General features: G+C 68.2%; 9 protein-coding genes. 6 read left to right on the forward strand and 3 right to left on the reverse strand.

The genetic code is table 11. The features are described 5' to 3' along the window. Positions 1 to 18: 18 nt before the first annotated feature. On the forward strand, positions 19 to 8,499 hold the full coding sequence (locus ENSA7_RS02350; protein WP_106087554.1) for an RHS repeat domain-containing protein: 8,481 nt from the start codon (positions 19 to 21) through the stop codon (positions 8,497 to 8,499). A gap of 75 nt (positions 8,500 to 8,574) precedes the next feature. Here ENSA7_RS02350 and ENSA7_RS43045 read toward each other — a convergent pair whose 3' ends face one another. Continuing rightward, the gene (locus ENSA7_RS43045) at positions 8,575 to 10,296 is read right to left on the reverse strand and encodes an IgGFc-binding protein (protein ID WP_181232979.1); all 1,722 of its coding nucleotides are present in this window, start codon (positions 10,294 to 10,296) and stop codon (positions 8,575 to 8,577) included. Between the two features lie 227 nt (positions 10,297 to 10,523). Here ENSA7_RS43045 and ENSA7_RS46295 point away from each other — a divergent pair, with 227 nt between their 5' ends. The 3 genes from ENSA7_RS46295 to ENSA7_RS02370 all read left to right on the forward strand — a co-directional run bounded on the left by ENSA7_RS46295 (position 10,524) and on the right by ENSA7_RS02370 (position 14,639). Further along, positions 10,524 to 12,785, forward strand: coding sequence for an NADP-dependent malic enzyme (locus ENSA7_RS46295; protein WP_106087555.1), 2,262 nt, complete (start codon positions 10,524 to 10,526; stop codon positions 12,783 to 12,785). A gap of 245 nt (positions 12,786 to 13,030) precedes the next feature. Continuing rightward, positions 13,031 to 13,933, forward strand: a complete 903-nt coding sequence (locus ENSA7_RS02365; protein WP_146157240.1) for a universal stress protein — start codon at positions 13,031 to 13,033, stop codon at positions 13,931 to 13,933. A 133-nt stretch (positions 13,934 to 14,066) separates the two neighbouring features. Next, on the forward strand, positions 14,067 to 14,639 hold the full coding sequence (locus ENSA7_RS02370) for a Uma2 family endonuclease (RefSeq protein WP_106087557.1): 573 nt from the start codon (positions 14,067 to 14,069) through the stop codon (positions 14,637 to 14,639). 5 nt (positions 14,640 to 14,644) lie between these two features. Here ENSA7_RS02370 and ENSA7_RS02375 read toward each other — a convergent pair whose 3' ends face one another. Both ENSA7_RS02375 and ENSA7_RS43050 read right to left on the reverse strand, forming a co-directional pair. Beyond that, positions 14,645 to 17,764 (reverse strand): efflux RND transporter permease subunit, encoded by a 3,120-nt coding sequence (locus tag ENSA7_RS02375; RefSeq protein WP_181232981.1) that lies wholly within the window; start codon positions 17,762 to 17,764, stop codon positions 14,645 to 14,647. Then, positions 17,761 to 19,266 (reverse strand): efflux RND transporter periplasmic adaptor subunit, encoded by a 1,506-nt coding sequence (locus ENSA7_RS43050; RefSeq protein WP_181232983.1) that lies wholly within the window; start codon positions 19,264 to 19,266, stop codon positions 17,761 to 17,763. Before ENSA7_RS43050 ends, ENSA7_RS02375 begins: the two co-directional genes overlap by 4 nt. A 158-nt stretch (positions 19,267 to 19,424) precedes the next feature. Between ENSA7_RS43050 and ENSA7_RS02385 the strand changes: the two genes are divergently transcribed. Together ENSA7_RS02385 and ENSA7_RS02395 are read left to right on the forward strand one after the other, a co-directional pair. Continuing rightward, positions 19,425 to 20,420, forward strand: a complete 996-nt coding sequence (locus ENSA7_RS02385) for a hypothetical protein (protein ID WP_106087559.1) — start codon at positions 19,425 to 19,427, stop codon at positions 20,418 to 20,420. Between the two features lie 389 nt (positions 20,421 to 20,809). Beyond that, a complete protein-coding gene (locus ENSA7_RS02395) occupies positions 20,810 to 22,258 on the forward strand; it encodes a hypothetical protein (RefSeq protein ID WP_181232985.1) in 1,449 nt (482 codons plus the stop codon). Positions 22,259 to 22,310 lie beyond the last annotated feature (52 nt).

The following is a 22,310-nucleotide window of genomic DNA, read 5'->3' on the forward strand; positions in this document are numbered from 1 at the left end:
CTCCGCTTTGGTGCTCCAATGTCAAAACAGGCCTCGTCCCCTTCGGTCCCCTCCATTCGCTCGTTCCAGTTCAACGCGACCACCGCCGGCAGCGTGAAGGACAGCGTCAACTTGTTTCGTGGCGATGTGAACCTCGAGCAGCCGCTGTTCACGATGCCCGGCCGCACCGAGGCCACCGACGTCAAGGTCTCGCTGCTGTACCAGAGCAACGTCTATCACGACGCCATGACCTTCAATCGCGGGGCACCCACGAGCGTCGTGGGCCTGGGCTGGAGCTGCCCCGGTGACGCGATTGAGCTTCAGGGCAGCCCGGCCGAACCCGCCGGGGCCCGCCGCTACGCGCTGGTCCGCAATGGTGGCTCGAATCTCTTGGTCCGCGAGCCCGAGCAGCCGAGGTTGTTCGATCTGAGCGCGGCCGAGGCCGGCTCGCTGCTCCCCGGACAGCCGGTATCCCAGGCGCTGATCAGCAGCTTTGGCCAGCGCGGGCTGGCCGTCGATCCAAGCGCGACCGTGGCCGCCGCGCCCGAGCTCGAGGGCGGGCTGCGGATCATCGACGCGGCCGAGCAGCGCGAGTTTGTCTTGGCTCCCGCCGGGAGTGGCTGGACCGCGTTCGACGGCGGCGAGGCGTATCAGCTCGTCCAGTTTCAATTCAGCAAGGTGCTCTATTACCCGACCTGGGAGCGGTGGGTGGTGATCGATGACGCCGGCCAAGTGTCGTCCTACGGCGGGCTCGCCGACCCCGCGGTCCAGGGATTCTCGCGCTCGGTCGGCGACAGCGTCGAGTGGGCGGTGGTCTGGAGCTCGGCGTCAGGCGGGGCCGCGCGGTGGTCGGGTGCGTCCTCGCAGCCCAACGGCCAACGCCAGGTCGCGCGCGCCTGGAACCTCGCGAGTCGCACCAATCTGTGGGGGGATCAGATCCGCTATGCCTACAATGAGCAATGGCCGGCCGACCCCAACACTGGCGTTCGCCCGGTCGTCGAGCAATTGGTGTGCAGCGGCGGGCAGCCCTACACCAAGGCCTGCTACCTGACCAGCATCACCGACGTGTTCGGCCGCCGCGCCGCGTTCAGCTACGCCGACAAGCTGTGGACCAGCGGCACGGGCAGCCCCCGCGAGTACGCCGATCCGCACAAACAGACGCCCGACAACGTCGCCAACGGCTGGCAGGATCGCTACGAGACCCAGTATCTCGCGTCGATCGAGGTCGTGGATCCCGAGGGCGAGCGGCTCTACGGGATCGCGTTTGGCTATGAGCCGCGACCGGGCAACGGCTCGGCCAGCGCGGTCGCCAACGTCAACCCGTCGCCGACCAACGGCGATTCTGGTGACTTCTACAAGCGCTACCTGACCTCGGTGACCCTGAGCAACGAGTTTGGCGCGGCCCAGCCACCGATCTGCTTCAACTACTATCTCGACGCCACGCAGGAGTCCGGCTACAGCCCCGGCGCGCTGGCCTCGGCGACCTCGGCCGTCGGTGGGACCAGCCGCTGGCGCTACACCGAGCAGCAGCTCGATCTTTGTGATCGGACCCTCGCGGTCGTGCCCCCGGCGGAGCTTGGTACCTCCGTGACGCCGCGGACCTGGTTTGGTGACGACTACGCGGTGACCATGTGGTTCGACCTGCTCGGCAACAAGGCCTCGCTGGCGATCCACACCTGGCAAGGCCGCTGGGACGCGTGGGCGCCCGCGTGGGGGCCGATCCTCGCGACCGAGGCGGCGGGCTTCGACCTCGACTCGCTCGAGGTCGTGACCGGGACCGACTTTGTTGCGATCTCCTACGTCAGCGCCGAGCAGCGCAAGGTCTACGTGTTCAACAAAGATCCGCGGACGACCGGCAATTGGTTGCCAGCCGAGATCGCCGACATCGAGACGGGACCCAGCACCCCGTGTCTGAGCTACTCGACCAGCTACGGGCCCGCCACCCTCGCCGCGGGCGGGACCTTCTTCCTGGTCCACTACGCCCCCGCGCTGCAGAGCTACGCCTATGATCGCTTGACGTGGCGGTGGTCGACGCGCGAGTGGTCGAACACGACCGACACGCTCGGCGATGGCGCCCAAGTCGTGGCCCGGGGTGAGTACTGCCTGACCCTCGACGCCCAGGGTCGCTACGCGCTGAGCTACCTCGACCCCCGCCTGATCTGGCGATCCGGGACCAGCGGGACTCTGTCCAACCTCAACGATCCCAGCAAGGCGGTGCTGATCCCCGGGGCCTCGGTGGTCGTGGTCGGCCAGCTCCTGAGCGCGGGCTCGACCAGCCTCAGCTACAGCGTGACGATGCTGCAGTGGGACGCCGACTACCAGGTCCAGGTCACCAGCTTCAGCGCCACCGACTCGGCGCAGATCGACTGGGTCCCGCAGCTCATCGCCGACACCATGGTCGCCGTCGGCGGTCGGCTGTGGCGGTTTGACGGGCTCGTGTGGCTCCTCAACGAGGCCCTGGTCATCGCAACGCCGAGCTCGGGCTGGAACCAGCGCTACGCCTACGGGCCCGACTACGCGGTCCAGATCTATGTCGACGCCAACGAGCACGTGGCCCCCGACGGGGCCCGGGTGGTCGGCTACGACGCGGGCGTGGTCGGTGCGTGGAACGGCGCCCGGGCGATCCCCAGCAGCGCGTCGTTTGGCAGCACCGACGCGTGGCCCTCGGCCGGCACCAGCGACTATCTGACGCTCGGTGAGTACCTCTACTACCGCAATGACGCGGCCGACTGGAGCACCGTGATTCAGGCGGGCCCGACCGAGAACCTCGCCGACCTGATCCCTGCTGGCGAGGCGCTCGAGACCGCCGCGACCATCAATCAAGGCCCGGCGTTCATCGCCTTCAACGCCACGGTCACCGCGACCGGCGCCCGTGCTCCGACCGCCGCGTTCGTGCTCGGCAACGGTCAGGCGCTGGCCGAGACCGACGTCGGCGCGGGCATGCGGATGATCGCCAGCAGCGATCCCGACTACGGACAGCCCGGGGTCAGCCCAGCCGGCCCGGCGACCTTGCTGCTGGTCCCCGACACCGCGATCTCGTTCACCCAGGCGCCCAGCTACGCGCTGTACCGCTACGTCGGCAACGAGCTCGACGGCAAGATCCGCCACTATCAGGTCTCGACCTTCGAGACCGACAACGGCTTCGGCCACCCGCTCGCCACCGCGATCAGCATTGACCCGACGACCGCGGCCTGTGACCCGAGCGGGCAGTTCATCAAGTACTACCGCTCCGTGGTCGCCCCGGGGGTCGCGACGCTCGTGCTCGATCCGGCGACCGAGGCCCCGGCCAGCGGCGACGCGCCCTACGGCTTCGTCGCTGTCCGCTATCTCAACGGGGTCGAGCAGGTCGTCGGCCAGGAGCTCGGCGCGTCGGCCCTCGATGGGATGATGTTGGCGCTCGAGGCCCACGACAGCCAGGGCCTGCAGCTGTCGGCGGCCGAGCTCGCGTGGGAGGTCTACCAGGACATCGCGCCCGACCCGAGCGACGCTAGCGTCCCCTCGCGACCGCTCCGGGGCGGCTTCGCGGTCCAGTCCGGCGGCAGCCTGGTCCAGGACGGAGTCAGCTCGACGCGGACCAGCAGCTACCGCGCCGCGGGCTTCGACGCGCCGTTCTCGACCACGCCGCTGAGCACGACCACCTCGGGCATGGGCTCGTCGGGGGTGATCGAGAGCCAGACCAGCGGCAGCTACCTGGCGATCCAGCTCGACGACGCGGTCAGCCAGGGAGTGTTCCGCACCCTCAACCTGCGCGCGCAGGCGGTCCAGACCACGACGCAGTGGCAGCGGGCCGGCGAGAATGCGCTGACGACCGCCGCGACGGCGACGACCTGGAAGGCGTGGGCCTCGCAGCTGGGCGCGAGCGTGGTGGTGCCGGCCAAGCAGGCCAGCTTTGCGTGGCTCGGCGACCCTGACCGCGCCGAGTTTCCGTTCGCCAGCTATCAGCCCAGCAGCTCGGTCCAGGGCTGGCGGCGGACCGAGTGCGTGAACGTTCGCAACGCACGTGGCCTGAGCATCGAGAGCCTCGACGCGATGGATGTGGCGTCCTCGGTGCTCTACGACAAGAGCGGCTCGCTACCGATCGCGGGCCTCGACAACGGCTCGATCACGGACGGTCAGTGGGCGTACCTCGGGTTCGAGGCCTACGAGGTCGACGCTGGCTGGACCCTGGCCGGGACCCGCGAGGTCGTCGGTGACGCCTACTTCGGCGGCCAGTCCGTGGGGCTCGGCGCGGCCGCGAGCGTGACCACCTCCGTCGAGGTGCTCCCGGGCGCCAACGGCTACGTGCTGGGCTTTGCGATCAAGACCCCGGTCGGCTTCGAGCCCGGCGCGGGCACCAGCTGGACGATCCGCTACTCGGGCGGTGGCACAGCCCCCGAGCCGATCCCGCTGACCGCGACCGACGGGACCTGGGCGTTCCGCTCGATCGGCCTGCCCTTCGAGGCCAACGCTCGCCCGAGCTCGATCACGATCGCCGCCAGCAACTCCACGAGCGTCGAGATCCTGCTCGACAGCGTCTACCTGATCCCGCTTGGCGCGACCTTCTCGGCCCAGGCCTACGAGCCTCGCTACAACCAGACCGTCAGCGGGATGACCATGAGTGGGCTTGCGACTCGCTCGCTCTACGACCCCTTCCGGCAGGTCACCGGGGCGATCGACGAGCGCGGGATCCTGCGCAAGGCCGGGGGCAAGAGCCTCTCGCGGGCCAACTCCAGCGACGGCCAGTTCTCGACCAGCGCCCCCAACGGTGCGCTTCAGGTGGTGCTGGCGGAGGCTGGGATCTGCGACGACTTTCGGCGCGGCGGCGAGTGGCGAGCTCGCTGGTCCCCCAACAACGCCTCAGCCTGGACCCAAGCGCCGGGCCTGCTGAGCACGACCGACGGCGGCTCGCTCAGCTGGATCCCAGGTCCGGACAGCCTGACCAGCGCGGCCGTCGTCGTCGGCATCGCGTCCCCCAGCGGGCCGAGCAAGTCGATCTCACTCGACTTCGCCGACAACCACACGATCGCGTGGGAGCCCGGCCTCGGGTGGACCGCGTCGGGACCGGCCTGGTCCCCGCGCGCGCTCGCCCAGCCGCCGAGCATGGCCGGCGACTGGCTGTTGGTGTTCGGTGACGGCCAGCTGCTGTTCTTCGCCGGCAACCAGCTGATCTACAGCAGCCCGTGGACCGAAGGGGTGCCCAGCGACATCACGCTGATCGCCACAGGCCCGCTCGCGCTGCGCTACCTCGGGGTCGGCGGTGGCCCGCGGGTCAGCCTCGACTACAGCGACGGCAACGGGGTCGCGCTTCAGTCGCAGACCCTCAGTGGCGGCGACGCTGCGGTCGCGGCCACCATCACCGACGCCCTCGGTCGGACCGTGGCCTCGACCAAGTTCGCGCCCGCGAGCTTCGAGAAGCCGACCGACCTGCCGATCCTCGCCTACCTGAACGGGTTCGTCGATCGTCAGGCGTTCCTGGCCGCGATGGCCGACAGCTGGGTGCTGACCGGGACCGTCGCCGACTACTACCGCGGTCAGACGATCGACGGCTACACCCCGTCCGACGACGGCGGCTACCCCTACACGGGGACCCGCTACGAGCTCGCCCCCCGCGGGCGCAAGCTCGAGAGCGGTCTGCCCGGGACCAGCACGGCGATCCACGACGTCAGCCAGCCGCCCTCGACCCGCCAGACCACGTGGAGCAGCTACGGCTGCAACGCGGCGATCAACCTCGGTGGCGTCGAGATCGCCGCGGGCAGCTACTACGAGGAGCTCACGACCGGGCCGCTCGGCAACGCGACCAAGCGCTGGCGGGCGTTCAACCGCAACCAGGTCGCCGCCGAGCTTGTCGACGCCTCGGCCGACGTCCTGACCCAGACCAAGTGTCTGCGAGAGTGGCTCGAGCAGCGCGGTCACGTGGTCGGCAAGACCCAGGCGCTGACACCCAACCACTTCACCAACACCCAGATCAACAACGCGGTCGGCGAGACCGTGGTCACCGAGAGCCCCGGAATCGCCGCGGGCTGGACGGTCCGCGATCCCGCCGGGCGGACCCGGATCGCGGGCATCGGCGACGCGACCACCGTCGCCTACTTCGTGTACGACGCGATCGGCCGCCCGCTCGAGTATGGCCGGGTCGAGGTCGACCGCGACACCCTCCCGCAGATGATTTCGGATCCAAGCTGGCCGCTCGCGGACTCGAGCCGGGTCGTCACCCGCAGCTTCGGCTACGACGGTGATGGCAGCGATCCGTCGATGCTCGGCCAGTGCGAGACGGTCACGACCACGACCGCCGCCGCGACCACCGTCGACCCCGCCGCCACGCCGGTCAGCGTGACCGAGACCTACAGCTACGATCGCCGGGGTCGGACCACGTCGATGACCCAGATGGTCGTCGATCAGCCGAGCCTGCCGAGCGCCTGCTTCCGCTACGCCTACAACAACACCGACGAGATCGTGTGCCTCAGCTACCCCGAGGGCTCCCCGATCCCCGAGGTCCACTATGGCTACGACGACAACGGCCGGCTGCTCGCGGTCGGTCGCGCGGCCGGGGCCACCGACCTGGCGAGCTACACCTACTCGCCCAGCGGTGACCTCATCCATGAGCAAGTCGGCGCCGGGGTCCTGGACATCGACAACGGCTACGGATCCCAGGGCTGGCTCGCCACGACTTCGGTCGCGATCAACGGCGGGGCCCCGTGCTGGGAGCAAGCCTACGTCTACAACCCCGACTCCACGATCCACGCACGAACCGACACCAGCGCCGCGCCCTTGCCCGCTGGCGTCACCACCCACGCGTTCGAGTACGACCCCCGCAAGCAGCTCGGCAGCGCCTCGGCCAGCGGCGCGCTCGAGTGGAGCGAGTCACTGTCGAGCACCGACCAAAGCGGCAATATCCTCGGCGCCGAGCTCGACGGCGTGACCATGCAGGCGACTCGGGCCCCCGACTCGGATCAGATCCTGTCCTTGCAAGTCGGTGAGCAGCAGCCCGTGGCGCTCGGCTACGACCAGTTCGGAAACCTCAGCTCGGTCGGCTCGACGATCACCGACTACGACCCGGTCTTGCTGCTGCCCTCCGGCTTCTCGGGCTCTGGCGGCGCGGCGGTGATCGGCTACGGCTCCGCCAACCAACGGCTGATCAAGCAGACCCTCGGGGCCAACGCGTCGACCCGGCTGTACTTCGGTGGGCTCTCGACGCGGCCGCTCGCGGTCTGGGAGAACGGTCGCTGGAGCGCGGCCGTCCAGGGCGCGACGGGCTTGCTCGCCACCATCGGGGAGCAGGTCTGCTACCCGATCAAGGACGCGCTCCAGAGCGTCCGCCACCTGATCGACGAGCAGGGCAACCCGGTCGCAAGCCTGGCCTACTCGGCGTTTGGCAGCGTGGTCGCCGAGTCCGGTGACACCGGGGCCCTGCTGTCGCGGTTCATGGGCCAGGAGCTCGACGGCGAGACCGGCTACTACGCGTTCCCGGCTCGGCTCTACGATCCGGTCCTGCGCCGGTTCCACGCCGTCGATCCCCAGCACCAGTTCCCCAGCCCCTACGTGTTCGTCGGCAACCAGCCGATCAGCAACGTCGATCCGACCGGCGAGGTGTCATGGTTCGGCCTGGTGGCGATGAGCGTGGTGTTCGCGGCCGGGTTTGCGCTGTCGCTCGCGAGCGCCGGACTCAGCGACGTCGCGGCCGCCGCTGTCGACTCGCTGCTCGGCGGCGCCGAGGTGGCCGACGTCGTCGAGGATACCGTCGTCGTCGGCAACACCGTGTCAAAGGTGGTGAAGACGGGCGAGCGGCTCGAGCAGATTGAGGGGCTCGAGGAGGTCAAGGACGAGACCACCGCGCTCGTCCGCACCGGTGAACAGAGCTATGGCAGCACGGGCTCGGTCGAGCCCGGTGTCGGCTCGGGGGCCCCGCTCCCCGAGGCCTCAGTCGGGTCGATCGCGGCATCGACCGAGACTGCCGCTTCTTGCCTGGGACCGAAAGCCATCACCGCGCTGACGACCGTCGGCCACATCGGCGCCCGCACGCTCGGGGGCGCAGTCATGGGCGCAGCCGAGAACGGCGCGCTCTACATGCTCAACCCCAGGAACAACTTCGACCCGAGCGACAGCGGCTCGCGCCAGTCGCTGCTGAAGGCGATGTTCGTGGGGGCGATCTGCGGCGCGGTGACTGGCTCCGCGGCCTCGCTGGTGGACATGCCCGTGAGCAAGGGGCTCATGCGCAAGTTCGTGACCGAGTCGCTGAAGAAGCAGTCCTTGATGGTGGTCGCGGGCAAGGGGGTGGTCGGCGTCGGCACCTCCGACATCAACCACCTGATCAGCGCCGGGTTTGCGCACGAGAAGCCGACCGTGCTCGGCATGGTGGTCAGCGCCGCCTGGGGTGGCGTGTCCGGGGCCGCATCGAGTGCGATGGGTGAGAGCTTCTCGATGGGCTTCGCCGCGCTGCCGAGCCGCGGCAAGATCCTGGCCGTATCGGCCGGGAGCGCGCTGGCGATCGGTGCCGAGCTGCAGATGGTCCAGCTCGGGATCATGAAGGCCGCGCGCAGCTAGACGCTCGACCCAAACGGGGGCCAGCCACCGTGACCGCGCTGCGCTCGGGTCAACCGAGCGCACGCGGTCGCGTCGCTACTGCGGGTTCGGGTTGATGACGCCGGTCCCGGTCCCGCCCAGGTACGCGTAGCTGTCGTACGAGTCGTAGCCAACCACCACGACCGCGAACTTCTGAATGCCGCCGTCGATCACGTGGACGCCGTCGGCGACCATGACCCGCGCGACCTCATAGTCGCTGTCGGCCACGGGCACGAACGCGTTGTCCGGCACCGGTTGCCCGTCGAGCACGATCTCCGCGTCCATCTCCCGCGTGATCACCAAGAAGTCATTGACCCAAGTCCCCGGCACCAACACCACATAGCGCGGCAGGTACTGCTCGACCGGGCTGAGCTGGACCATGGCGGGGTCACCCTGGTTGAAGTTGTTCTGCACGTTCAGCGCACCGGTCATGTAGTTGACCACCGCGATCGGCCGGTTGGCGACCACCTCGAAGTCACCGGGCACCGCGTTGACGCCGGTCGCGTAGAACTGCACGAGCTGGCCCGCGCTCATGTTGAACGGGCTGTTGGGCAGGCCGGTGACCTCCATGTCGGCGTTGAGGGTGACGGTGGTGCCGTCCTCGGACGCGTAGATCTGCCAGAGCGTGGTCTCGGGCGAGTTGGGGACCCGCGGTGGCATCCGCGAGGCGACGAAGTGCTCCCCCCACAGGCGCTTGCCCGAGAGCTGATCCTCGAGGTGATCGCACGCGAACACGTTGGCTGGAATGAACGCGCACTCCTGGCCCGAGAACACGCCGATCGGGTGGTCCTGGTCCGAGTTGATCCGCGTGCCCGTGAGCCCCACGTTCTGGGTCTTGGTCATGACCTCGGCGATGTCGCCCTCGTTGAGCATGATCTGAAACGGCACGTTTGGCTGACCAGCCGGGACCCCGTTGCCGCCGAGCGTCGCCACGCTGGGCGTGACTTCGACGACCGTCCCGTCGTGGGCCGCGACGATCGTCGCGTAGGCGCCCTGCTGCTGACCATCGTTGGTCGAGACCCAGCCAACGACGTCGTTGAGGTGATCCCAGGCGCTGACCGGGTACAGCATCGAGGCGTCCGACAAGAATGAGGTCGAGCCGTCGACCGGGTTGAACTGGTACGCGATGATCGGCACGTCCGAAGTCACCCGATAGGCCCCACCCACCAGCTTGCCGCTGTCGTCGTGGTGGAGGTCAGGCAGCGGGAAGGTGTGCAGCGCCAGGGCCCCAACCGCGACCGGACCGGCGGCGTTGACCCAATTGTTGTTCTGCTTGCGCTCGACCACCACGTTGGCGTCTTGGTCTTGCTGCACGTTGGAGACCGCGATCGCGAACTGGCTGTTCTCGACCTGGTCGTGGGTGTCGAGATCGACGCCAAAGAACAGACAGCCGACCGTGCTCACCCCCGCCTGCGCGAGCTCGCAGGTCGACGGGATCGGATCGCCGTCGCCGTCGCCATCTCCATCTCCATCTCCATCGCCGTCTCCATCGCCGTCCCCGTCTCCGTCCCCGTCTCCGCTGGGATCGCCATCGCCGTCGCCATCACCCGAGGGATCGCCGTCGCCGTCGCCCGGGTCACCATCGCCGTCGCCCGGGTCACCGTCGCCGTCGCCATCACCGGAGTTGCTGTCGCTGGACTCGTTGGTGTCGCCGTCGCCATCACCCGCGGTCGTGGTGTCGGTCGTCAGGGTGTCGACGGTGGTGTCACCGACTTGGTCGTCGGCGCAGGCGGTGAAGATCAACAGGTAAACTAGGCTCGAGATTGCGTAACGGTTCATATCGGTAGTCCTCAGCAACGGCAGCATAGCGCGCGCGCGCGACCAGACGGCAGCGCCCGAACCCTGCACCGACCCCTCGACGAGCGCCGCCAGTGTGCGGGATGCCGCGCAGCCCAGATCGCGGCGTAACGGCGTGCACGGGCCCTGATCCCCGGGTCTGTCCGCACACCAACCCGGGTCGACCCGCGCTGCCGCCCGCGAACCCGGCCTGATAGACTGCGCCGCGGATGGCCAAGCTCACCCGCAAGGAAGCCCTCGACTACCACACGCAAGGACGGCCCGGAAAGATCGCCGTCGTCCCGACCAAGCCGCTGACGAGTCAGCGCGACCTGTCGCTCGCGTACTCGCCCGGCGTGGCCGAGCCCTGCCTCGAGATCGCGAAGGACCCGAGCAAGGTCAACCTCTACACCGCGCGGGGCAACCTGGTCGCGGTGATCTCCGACGGCACCGCGGTGCTCGGGCTCGGCGACATCGGCCCGCTCGCGTCGAAGCCGGTGATGGAGGGCAAGGGCGTGCTGTTCAAGAAGTTCGCCGACATCGACGTGTTCGACCTCGAGATCGACGCGAAGAAGGACCCCGACGCCTTCATCGCGTGCGTCGCCGCGCTCGAGCCCACGTTCGGCGGCATCAACCTCGAGGACATCGGCGCGCCCGAGTGCTTCTACATCGAGCAAGAGCTCAAGCGGCGCATGAAGATCCCCGTGTTCCACGATGATCAGCACGGCACCGCGATCATCTCTGGCGCCGCGCTGCTCAACGCCGCGGAGCTGACCGGGCGCAAGCTCGGGGACATCAAGATCGTCGTCAGCGGGGCCGGGGCCTCGGCCGTGTCTTGCTCGCGCTTTTACGTCTCGCTTGGGGTCGACCCCAAGAACCTGATGATGTGCGACAGCAAGGGGGTCATTCACACCGGCCGCGAGAACCTCGACGCGACCAAGCAGGAGTTCGCCCGCGAGACCGACAAGCGGACCCTGGCCGAGGCGCTCGACGGCGCCGACATGCTGCTTGGCCTCTCGGTCGGCGGGCTCGTCAAGCCCGAGATGCTGGCCGGCATGAACAAGGACCCGATCATCTTCGCGCTGGCCAACCCCGAGCCCGAGATCCCCTACGACGAGGCCCGCAAGGCCCGGCCCGACGCGATCGTGGCCACCGGTCGCAGCGACCACGACAACCAGGTCAACAACGTGCTCGGTTTCCCCGGCATCTTCCGTGGCGCGCTCGACGTCCAGGCCACCTCGATCACCGAAGAGATGAAGCTGGCGGCCGCCCACGCGCTCGCCGACCTCGCCCGCAAAGACGTCCCCGAGGTCGTCAGCCGCGCCTACAACGAGGACTTCAGCTTCGGCCGCAACTACATCATCCCCAAGCCGTTTGATCCGCGCGTGATCCAGTGGGTCGCGCCCGCCGTGGCCAAGGCCGCCGTCGAGTGCGGCGTCGCCCAGATCCCGTTTGACGAGCCCGCCTACCGCGAGCGCATGCGAACGTTGCTGGGTGGCTCGACCGCCGTCATGCGCCGCTTCATTCGCCGCGCCCAGCAGAACCCCAAGACCCTGGTGTTCCCCGAGGGCGAGGATCCGCGGGTCCTCGAGGCCTGTCGGATCATGATCGACGAGCGCATGGGTCGGCCGATCTTGCTCGGCGACATCGACAAGATCCGCGAGATCATGGCCAAGCAGGACATCGAGCTCGAGGACGGCGCCTACGAGCTCATCAACCCGCAGACAGACTCACGCCTGCAAGCCTACGCCACGCAGTTCTACGAGCGGCGCCAACGCAAGGGCGTGGACCCCCACTTCGCGCTCAACGTCATGCGCCGCAACAACTTCTTTGGGACCATGATGGTCGAGCGCGGCGACGCCGACGGTCTGGTCTCGGGGATTCAGTACTCCTACCCGGAGACCATTCGCCCCGCGCTGCAGATCATCGGGCTCGCGCCCGGGGTTCGTCGGGTCGCGGGCATGTACCTGATGCTGCACAAGCGCGGCTTGTTGTTCTTCGCCGACACCACCGTCAACTTGCACACCAACGCCGAGCAGCTCGCCGACATCGCCGAGATCGTCGCCGACTCGGCCAAGAACACCTTTGATGTGACGCCCCGGGTGGCGATGCTGAGCTACTCCAACTTTGGCTCGGCGGAGGGTGAGACCAGCGACAAGGTCGCCCACGCTACCCGGCTGCTGAGTGAGCGGCGGCCCGATCTGAAGGTCGAGGGCGATCTGCAGGCCAACGTGGCGCTGGACTACAACATGCAAAAGCACAGCTACCCGTTCACGCGGTTGGACGGGCCGGCGAATGTGTTGATCTTTCCGACGCTCGAGGCCGGGAATGTGGCGTACAAGCTGATCCGCGAGCTCGGCGACGTGCCGGCGGTCGGGCCGGTGCTGCTGGGGATGGCCAAGCCGATCTCGGTGCTGGAGCGGGACTGCTCGATCGACGCGATCGTGCACATGGTCGCGCTGACGGTCGTGCAGGCGCAGATGAAGGGGTAGCCGCGCAAAACGGGTGGGGCCGCGAGGGTCTCACCAATGCAGCCCTCGAGCACCGCGGCGAGCACCGCGACCGCTCGGGGGCCGACATACTCCGAGCGCCGAGTCGACAACGGCAGGAGCGGCCCCAGCTGTGCCTGGAGGCTTGAATTCAAGCTGATTGGTGCTCTAGAAACGGGGTAGCACCCCCGCAAAAAACACGTCGAGGTCCGGTGGACGAAGAGGACGACCCATCCGACCATGCGTGGGTGCCAAGCAGCGAACAACCACCGCCCTTCAAGTGGGCGATCGGCGTCGAACTCGACGAAGACCACCTCGGGCCGCTGCGATTTGCGGCCGTGCTGGCCCGCGCCGATCCCCGCGACGTCACGCTTGGGCTCCACGTGCTGCCCAGCCACGAGCTGCTGCACCCATTGGTCACCCACGCCGAGGCCGCGCAGATCAACGAAAAGGTCGCCAACCGAGTTGCGGGGCTCATGGCCCGCGAGGGGCTGGCCGAGTCCCAGGTCCGCGTCGAGCTAGTCGAAGATGACGAGGTCGAGCATGGGCTGGCCGAGGTCAGCAGGCGGCTCGGTGTCGACGCGCTGATCGTCGGTCGCCGGGCCAAGCGCGACGAGGATCCAATCGTGCGCCTCGGTGAGGTCACGCGCAGGCTCCTGCGCAAGCTCCCGGTTCCGATCATCGTCACCCCACCGGACTTCGGCAGCGCGGACGAACCTGACATCGGGAGCGGACCGGTGATCGTTGGCGTCGATCTGAGCGAGCACTGCGACGCCGCTGTCGCGTTCGCCAACACGCTGGCCGCGAAGCTCGGGCGCCCGCTGCTGTTGGCCCACGGCACCCCCGCGTTCAGCTGGGGTGTGTCGTACATCCCGACCGCCAGCATGGAGCAGCTGCAAGCGCAGACCCGCGAGGCGGCGGCGGACAAGCTGCGCGCGTGGGCGCTGTCGAGGGGGATCAGCGCCGACCAGCACGTGTTCATGGGCGACCCCGCGAAGATGCTGCTCGCGCTCGCGCGCAGCAACGACGCGGCGGTGTTGGTTACCGGTTCGCGTCTGCTCGGTCCGGTCGAGCGATTGTTCTTGTCGAGCGTCAGCAGCGAACTCGCGGCCGCGGCCAGGTGCCCGGTCGCGGTGGTGCCGGGCGACTGACCGCGCAGGCGCATGCCGTCCGTCCGGCGATCGCGGCGTGGCTGCCGCTGCCGTGGGTGGCCGCGTGGCGATCCCAATCCGGACGAAGTTCTGGATGAGCGCTCGTGCTGAGCAGCCCTGCTAGACTGACCACATGAGCGCGCGTGCCTCAGTCCAACAGATGACCTACGCCGACTATTGCGAGCTCGAGCGCGCCGCGACCGTGAAGCACGAGTACCTGCGCGGTGAAGTGTTCGCCATGACGGGGGGGACGCTCGAGCATGCTCGGCTGATCGGCCGGGTCATCCACCTGCTCAGCCGCGAGCTCGCCAGCGGGCCGTGTCGCGTGTTCTCGTCCGACGCTCGAGTGCGCGTCGAGGAGACCGACCTCGACACCTACCCCGATGTGTCCGTGGTCTGCGGAGAGCCCGAGACCTCCGAGCGGAGCGAGCTCGCCCTCGTCAATCCGGTGTTGCTCGTGGAGGTCTTGTCCGACTCGACCGAGGCGTACGACCGGGGCCAGAAGGCTGCGCACTACCGCAGGATTCCGTCGCTGCGGGGCTACCTGCTGGTCTCGCAGCACGAGCCTCGGCTCGAGCTCTTCGTCCGGCGAGATGACGGTGGTTGGTCGCTGTTCGAGGCGAGCACGGGCGAGCGGTTGAGCATCGAATTTCTCGCCGTCTCAATCGCTGTGGATGAGGTCTATCAGGCTGCACTGCCCCGGTGACACGCTCAGGACGAAGGCCGCTCTCCCTCCCGCGAACCGACCAGACCCAGATCCGCGAGCAGCACGTACGCCGCAGGCAGCAACACCAGCACCAACACCGTGCTGGCCAGCAACCCAAACACGATGCTCGTCGCAACCGGGATCAACATCTGCGCCTGGCGACTGGTCTCGAACATCAACGGCACCAGACCGGCAATGGTCGTGGCCGAGGTCAACAGCACGGCGCGAAAGCGGTCGCGGCTCGCTGTTCGGGCGGCGTCAATAACCGACATTCCCTCGGCCCGCGCCTTCTTGATGAACAGCATCAGCAAGATCGAGTCATTGACAACAATACCGGCCAACGACACGAACCCCATGATCGACTGCGAGCTGAGCGGCGCGCCGATTGCCAGACTCCCAACAACGACCCCCACGAACGCGAACGGAATGGCGAGCATGACCAAGACCGGCTCGACCAAGGTGCGCAGCTGCAGGCTCAACACCACGAAGATCGCAAGCATGCCGAGCACGGTCCCGCGGGCCATTGACCCGAGCGTGGCCTCGGAGTCCTCGGTCTCGCCGCCGACCACGAAGTCGAGGTCGGGAAACTCAGCCTCGAGCTCGGGCGCACCTTGCTCGCGGAACTGGGCCATGAGCGCGGCGAGGTTCTGCTGCTCGCGGTCGAGCCCGCCGGTCACGGTCACGGTCCGCATGCCAGCCTGACGACTGACGCTGCCGTAGCTGCGGCTTTGCTCGACGATTGCGACGGACCCGAGCGGGACCCGAGTTCCGTCGGCGAGGAGGATCGGCAGCACCTCGAGATCAGCGACGGTGTCCCGATTGTGCCGCTCGAGCTCGGCGAACACTTCGTACTCCTCGCCATCTTCGTAGAGGGTCTCGACCGACACGCCAGCGAGCGCGGCCTTGACCTGACTCGCAACGCTGGCGCCGGTCAGGCCCGGCGTCCCGACGCCGGGCCGCAGCCGAACCCGGACCTGCGCGGTGCCAAGCTCGAGGTTGTCGCTCAGATCGGTCACGCCCGAGAACCCTGCGAACCACGCTTCGACGCGCTCGGCCGCCTCGTCGAGCCGCTCGAGATCCTGACCCAGGACCCGGACTTCGATCGCGTTGCCGCCCGGTCCGCGGCGGCCGCCCGCGCCAAAGCTGGCCCCGATCGCGTTGGGGATCGGACCCAGCTCTTCGCGCCAGGCCTCGGTGAACTCGGCGAGCGTGGTCGCGCGGACCTCCACCCCGAGCAGGTCGATGGTCACCGTCGCAACGTGCGGTCCGGTGGTGTCGACGCTCGAATTGTAGTTGAACCGAACGGAGGTGTTCAGGACCAGGTCCTGCTCGTCGGGTTGCTCGGGGCGCAGCCGATCCGACACCCGCTGGGCGGCCGCGATCACGCGCTCGGTCTCCCGCTTGGTCGCGTCGAGGGCGGTACCCGGCGGCAGCTCCAGGCGAAATTCGACGACGTCTCCCTCGGTGTCCGGGAACGCCTGGTAGCGGAGCTTGCCACCTTGGACCGCGCCGACCGACGCGAGGAATGCAGCCAGCGCCAATCCGACCGCGACGTAGCGCAGACGAATCGCGCCGTCGACGAGCCAGCCGAGGCCGCGCTCGCGCAGGGCCGCGAACCCTGCGTCAAACCGAACGCGCAGCCGGTTTGGTTTCGACTGGGGCCCAGTCCCGTGGCCCAACGCGTGACCGAGGTGATTGGGCAGGATCAAGAACGCCTCGATCAAGCTCATCGCCAGCACCGCGATCAGCACGGCCGGGATCACCTGCAAGGTCCGCCCGATTCGACCGTCGATCGCCGACAGCGGGACGAACACGCAGATCGTGGTCACGAACGAGGACACGACCCCACCGGCGACTTCCTTGACCCCCTCGATCGCGGCCTCGAGCGCGGGCTTGCCGGCCTGCCGGTGGGTGGCGACGTTCTCGGCGAGGACGATGGCGTCGTCCATCAGCAGCCCGAGCGCGACCAGCAGGCCCATCATCGTCATCATGTTGAGGCTCTGGCCAGTGATCGACATGACCCAGAGCGCGCTGAGGAACGAGACCGGGACCCCCGCCGCGACCCAGAACGCGAGCCGCAGATCGAAGAACACCCACAGCGTGAAGAACACCAAGATCAGGCCCATCACGCCGTTCTCGATCAGCAGCCCGAGCCGGTCTTCGATGACCGAGGTGCTGTCGTTGGTGATCGAGAACTCGACGCCATCGGGCTTGACCAGCTCCTGCTCGGCGATGAAGCGCTCGATCGCGGCGAACACCTCGAGGCTGTCTTCGCTGCTGGCCTTGCTGACCACCAGCATCCCCGCCCGCTCACCGTTGAAGTAGGTCTGCTCCGCTTCGACCGAGAACGCGTCTTTGACCGTCGCCAGCTCACCAAGCAGGATCTCGGCGCCGCTGTCTCCGGTCGCAACGACGATCGTCCGCAGCTGGGCCGGCGTCACCCGCTTGTCTTGGTAGCGGACCAGCAGCGTGCGGCCACGCATCTGCAGCTCACCCAGGGGGCTGTCGAGGCTCTGGACCGCGATCGCATCCGCGACCGCAGAGATGTCCAGGCCATAGCGGGCCAGCGCGGCCTGGTCGAGCGAGACCTGCAGGCGATGCGGCGAGAACCCGGCGATGCTGACCTGTGAGACGTCGGGGTCGGTGAGCAGCCGCCGCTTCAGTCGCTCGAGGTAGAGCTTGAGGTCCTGGCCCGACATCGGCCCGGTCACGGCGATCGTGGCGACGCTGCGCGAGCGCGACTGGGCGGTGACCGTCGGCTCGTCCATGTCGGTCGGGAAGTCATTGATCGTGTCGACGGCCGACTTGACCTCGGTCAGGACCGCGTCGATGTCAGCCCCGTCCGCGAGCTCGACGGTGACCGTGGCCGAGCCCTCGCGCGCGCTGGCGTTGACCGAGGCGACCCCTTCCATGCCGCCGAGCACGTCCTCGACTCGCGCGACCACGGTCTCGTCCATGGTCTCGGCGTCGGCGCCCGGGTACGAGGCGCGAACCTGGATCGCGTCGGCCTCGAACTCGGGATAGGTCTCGCGGCGCAGGTCCGGCAGCGCGAGGACGCCGAGCAGCAGCAAGATCCCCATCAACAGATTGGCGGCCGTGGGGTGCCGGGCGAAATACGCGATCACGACGGGTCCTCGCTGGATCCAACCAGACCGGCGAGGCGCTCGGTCTCGAAGCGATCGACGGTCGGGACCACCCGCATGCCATCGACGGCCGGGGACACGTCGCTGATGATCACCTGGTCGCCCGGGCTGAGGCCCGAGCCGACGCATACGAAGTCCTCTTGCGCCCAGTCGATCTCGAGCGTGCGCAGCTCGAGGTGGTCGTCGTCGACCACCACGTAGGCGACGCCGTCGTGGACAGCCTCGATCGGGACCGCCAGACAGCCGGGCTTGGGCGCCCCGAAGAACTCGACCGCCACGTGCATGCCCGAGGACAAGCGCACGTCGTTGGAGCCCGACCGTCGCTGGCTGCGATCGAGCTCGACCACCACACCGGTCGTGCGCGACAAGGGATCGACGCCCGCAAACCGACTAAAGCGCGCAGGCCAGGTCGCGTCGACGCCAGCCATGCGCAGCCGAACCACAGGAGTGACCGCGTCAGCGATGCGCTCGAACCAGCCGCCGCCGGTCCGCGCGACGGGAGGCGGCGCCGGCTCGGGGTCGCTCGGCGAGTCGGGCTTCGAATCGGGCTCGGGATCGGGCTCCGCATCGGGCTCCGAATTGGGCTCTGAATCGGGCTCCGAGTCGGGCTCCGCATCGGGCTCGGGATCGGGTGGCGGACGCTCGGGTCGCTCGGGCAGCAGCGGATCGATGCCGCCGATCGGAAGTCGCGCGGTCACCTCGAGGACGTCGAGCCCCTCACCGACCACCACGATCTGGCCGCTCGACACACTCTGGCCGGTGGTCACGTTGAGCTCGCGCAGGCGCATCGTGAAGGGCGCGACGATCTTGGTGCGCGCGAGCACGATCTCGGCCCCGGTCACGCCGGCGTTGACCTCCTCGAGCTGGGCCCGCAGGACCCGTCGCGCGGCGGGCAGCTCCTCGAGCGTGTTCTTCAGCGCCACGACTGACTTCTCGGCCCCGAGCACGGCCCCCTCGGCGGTCTCGACTTCGCTCTGCGCGGCGTTGCCTTGCCGGTAGAGCACCTGGGTTCGCTCGAGCTCTTTTTCGGCCAGGGCCAGGACCTTGGCTTCGACCGCGAGGCTGGCCCGCGTGCTCTGCTCGCGGGTCTCGAGCTCGGCGATCTGCGCCCGCACGCCCTTGGCGCTGGCGACCGTCCGCAGCTTCTCGAGCTCGAGCTCCTCGGGGTCGATCTCGAACAGCACGGTGCCCTCGCGGATGATGCGACCGACCTGCACGTCGGCGTGCATCTCGATCACCGTGCCTCCGACCTCGGCGACGCCCTGCCAGCTGCGCGAAGCTGCGACCTCGCCGTAGCCGGTGACACGGGGTACGGCCGCGACCTCGTTGACGACCACGACCCGCACGGGCTGGCCGCGCTCGCCCTTGGTCCTCGCCCGCGGCGACTCGCCCGATGCGGTCAGCCAGACATACACGCCGACGCCCAGCCCGGTGAGCCCGAGGAATGTGACAGCGCGACCAAGGAACGGCTTGAGCTTCGACATCCGGTGGGTCGAGTGTCCGCTGGAACACGGGCGAACGGCTCAGCGACCGGTAAACCTAGTGTAAAGTGCCCGAGTCGCTCGACCTCGCCGACGTGGCTGCCAGATCGCGGACAGCGTGGAGTTCGTCGTGTCCCCGAGCGATCTGATAGAATTACTGGATGGCGAAGAAATTTGGTTGGGGCGCCTGGGCTGCCGCGGGGCTGGCTGTGGGAGGCATCGGCGCGTGTTCCGACGACCTGGTCAGCTCGACCACGACCGACAACGCGCAGACCAGCACCGACACTGCCATCGGGACCAGCGGTGATGGCGATGGCGATGGCGATGGCGACGGTGACGGTGACGGCAATGGTGACGGCGATGGCGATGGCGATGGCGACGGCGATGGCGATGGCGAACCGGCATTCGACAACAAGCCCGATCTACGCATTCGGCTTCGGTCCCCCAACTTCGAGCTGATGACCCAGGAGTACGCCCCGGGCACCGAGCTGCGAGTCTTCGGCCACGCCTGGGCCTGTGGCGAGAACCCGATCGGGTGCTGGAATCGCTGGTCAGTCATCCGGCGAGCGAGCGACGCGACGATGCTCGCGGCCCACGTCGAGAAGGACTTCGAGGTCACCGAGGACGCGCTCGCAACCTTCGGCGAGTCGCTCGACACCTGGCTGGCGCCCTTGACCCTGGACATCACTGATCAGGGTTACTGCGAGCCCTACGACACATTCTGCGAGGACCGCCCCGACGCCTGGGCCCAGTCCGCGACCCTCGATCTGATCCACGCGGACGACGGCGTCGCGCGCTTCATCGATCAATCAATCGGAACGGCCGGCGGTGGCTATGCCGTGAGCGTCCCTCGCTGGCAACATGGTGAGGCGTCCTGCGTGTACGCGCTGTCCGGTAACCTCTACGTGTTCAATACGGACTGCGGCGAAGACTGTCCGGCGCCGACCTTCATCGACTCGTGCGTCGACGATCCGCCTATTAGCTACGATCACTATGATGTCACGTTCATCAATGAGGACGTGGTCTTCCCCGACGTTTGGGACCCCAGCGGGCTCTACGACGCCGACTGCCGGGTGCTCACCTTCGAGCAGAACATGCAGAGCGGCATCGACCGGGTCGAGCTCGACTGCGTGTTCAGCATCATGCCCGAATTCTGAGTTGGCCAGGGTCGACTTCGCAGAATCAGCACGGAGCAGTCGTCCTCATCGAGGTCGTCACGCGCGATTGGGACCCGGCTGGCAGGTCGTTGGGGTTGATGTCCCTGGCGCGAAGCGCTCGAACCCGACCTGATGACTGGGTGGTTATCGCTGGAAATCGCCATGAGCGATAGCGGCGCAGTGACGTCGACGCTCGCAGCCTCGGCGACCGCCGTTGCCGCGGTTTCCCGCTGGATACGTGCTCGGCCATGGCCAGCGCAGACAGGTTCTGGTCGTCGAGTTGGATGGAGCCAACCGACGGTCGCAGAGATTTTTTGGCGAAGTGTTGGTAGGTGGTTCGCGCACTCACTAAAATGGCGGCAATGAAACGATATTGCGTAACAACCGCCGTGCTCGCGACTCTGGGTCTTTGTTGGGTGCCAGCGTGTACCGACGACGCCACCACCGATGTCGGCGGCGCCACCGGGACTGAAACCGGGGACGGGGACGGCGACGGCGACGGCGACGGCGACGGCGACGGCGACGGCGATCCCGGAGACGGGGACGGCGATCCTGGAGACGGGGACGGCGATGGAGACGGCGACGGCGATGGAGACGGCGACGGCGACGGGGACGGCGACGGCGACGGCGACGGCGATGGGGACGGCGACGGCGACGGGGACGGCGACGGCGACGGCGATCTCGACGCAGACATGGACGGCATTTTCGACGACGTCGACAACTGCATCGACACACCCAACCCCGAGCAGCTCGACGGCGACCTCGATGGGTCGGGCGATCTCTGCGACAACTGCGAGTTCGTCGCCAACCCGAACCAGGGCGACGTCGACAACGACATGGTCGGCGATTGGTGCGACGAAGAGGCGATCACGGAAGGCATCCTGTACGTGCCCGAGGGCGTCGAGGTCGAGCTCGACGGGGACCTGTGCTTCGACGAAGTTCGGATCTACGGCGGCGTGACCGTCACGCCCTTCGACGGCATGATCGGCGGGGTGCTCAGCATCAAGGCGGTGGGTTCAATTCTCGTCGCCGACACTGGTTGGATCAACGGCGACGCAGCCGGACAACCCGGGGGTGCGCCGAGCGGGGCCGCCAACACGGGTGGGTTCGGCGGCGGTGGCATGGGGCCCGGTTGCGGTGGCGGCCCTGGGCAATCGGTCGGTCAAGGTGGCACGGGTGCTGCGTATGCGGGCATGGGCGGCACCCCCAACAACAGCTGGGGCAACGACAACGCCTGTGGCCTGTGCTCCCAAGCGGTGTTGGGCCACTGTGAGGGCGCCTCGGGGCCAGGCTATGGCACCGACGACGGACCCGACGCCGACATGGGCTCCGGCGGCGGCGCGGGCGGGAACTCGTCTGGCTGCACCAACGCTGGGGCGTTCGGCGGCGCGGGTGGTGCTGCGATCATCCTCGCAGCCAACGACACCGTCACCGTTGACGGGACGATCTCCGCCGCCGGCCAGCAGCCGGATCCGGACGCGAGCAATTGCGGCTACCGGCCCGGCGGAGGTGGTGGCTCCGGTGGCTCGATCGTGATCGCGGGCGGCATGATCGAGGGCGCCGATTCGGGGACGCTGGTGGCCACTGGTGGTCACGGCGGCGAGGCGCTCGGCTTCCAGGGCGACAACACCTGGGGCTGGGCCGGTGGCGGTGGCGGTGGCGGCCGCGTCAAGCTGTTTGGCGTGGAGGCGTTCGCCGGTACGGTCGAGGTGCTTGGTGGTGCTGGCGGCGTCGCGCCGATGACTGGCCAGAGCTTCGCGGGTGATCCGGGAACGGACGGCGTGGTCGGTGGCGCTGACGAGGTGCCGCTCGAGTACAGCGATCTCGTGTGTGAGTAACTGCGACTAGCTGATGCCCACGGTGTGTCCGGCCCGGATTGGATCGGACCAC

This window comes from Enhygromyxa salina, assembly GCF_002994635.1.
Classification (GTDB): domain Bacteria; phylum Myxococcota_A; class Polyangia; order Nannocystales; family Nannocystaceae; genus Plesiocystis; species Plesiocystis salina_B.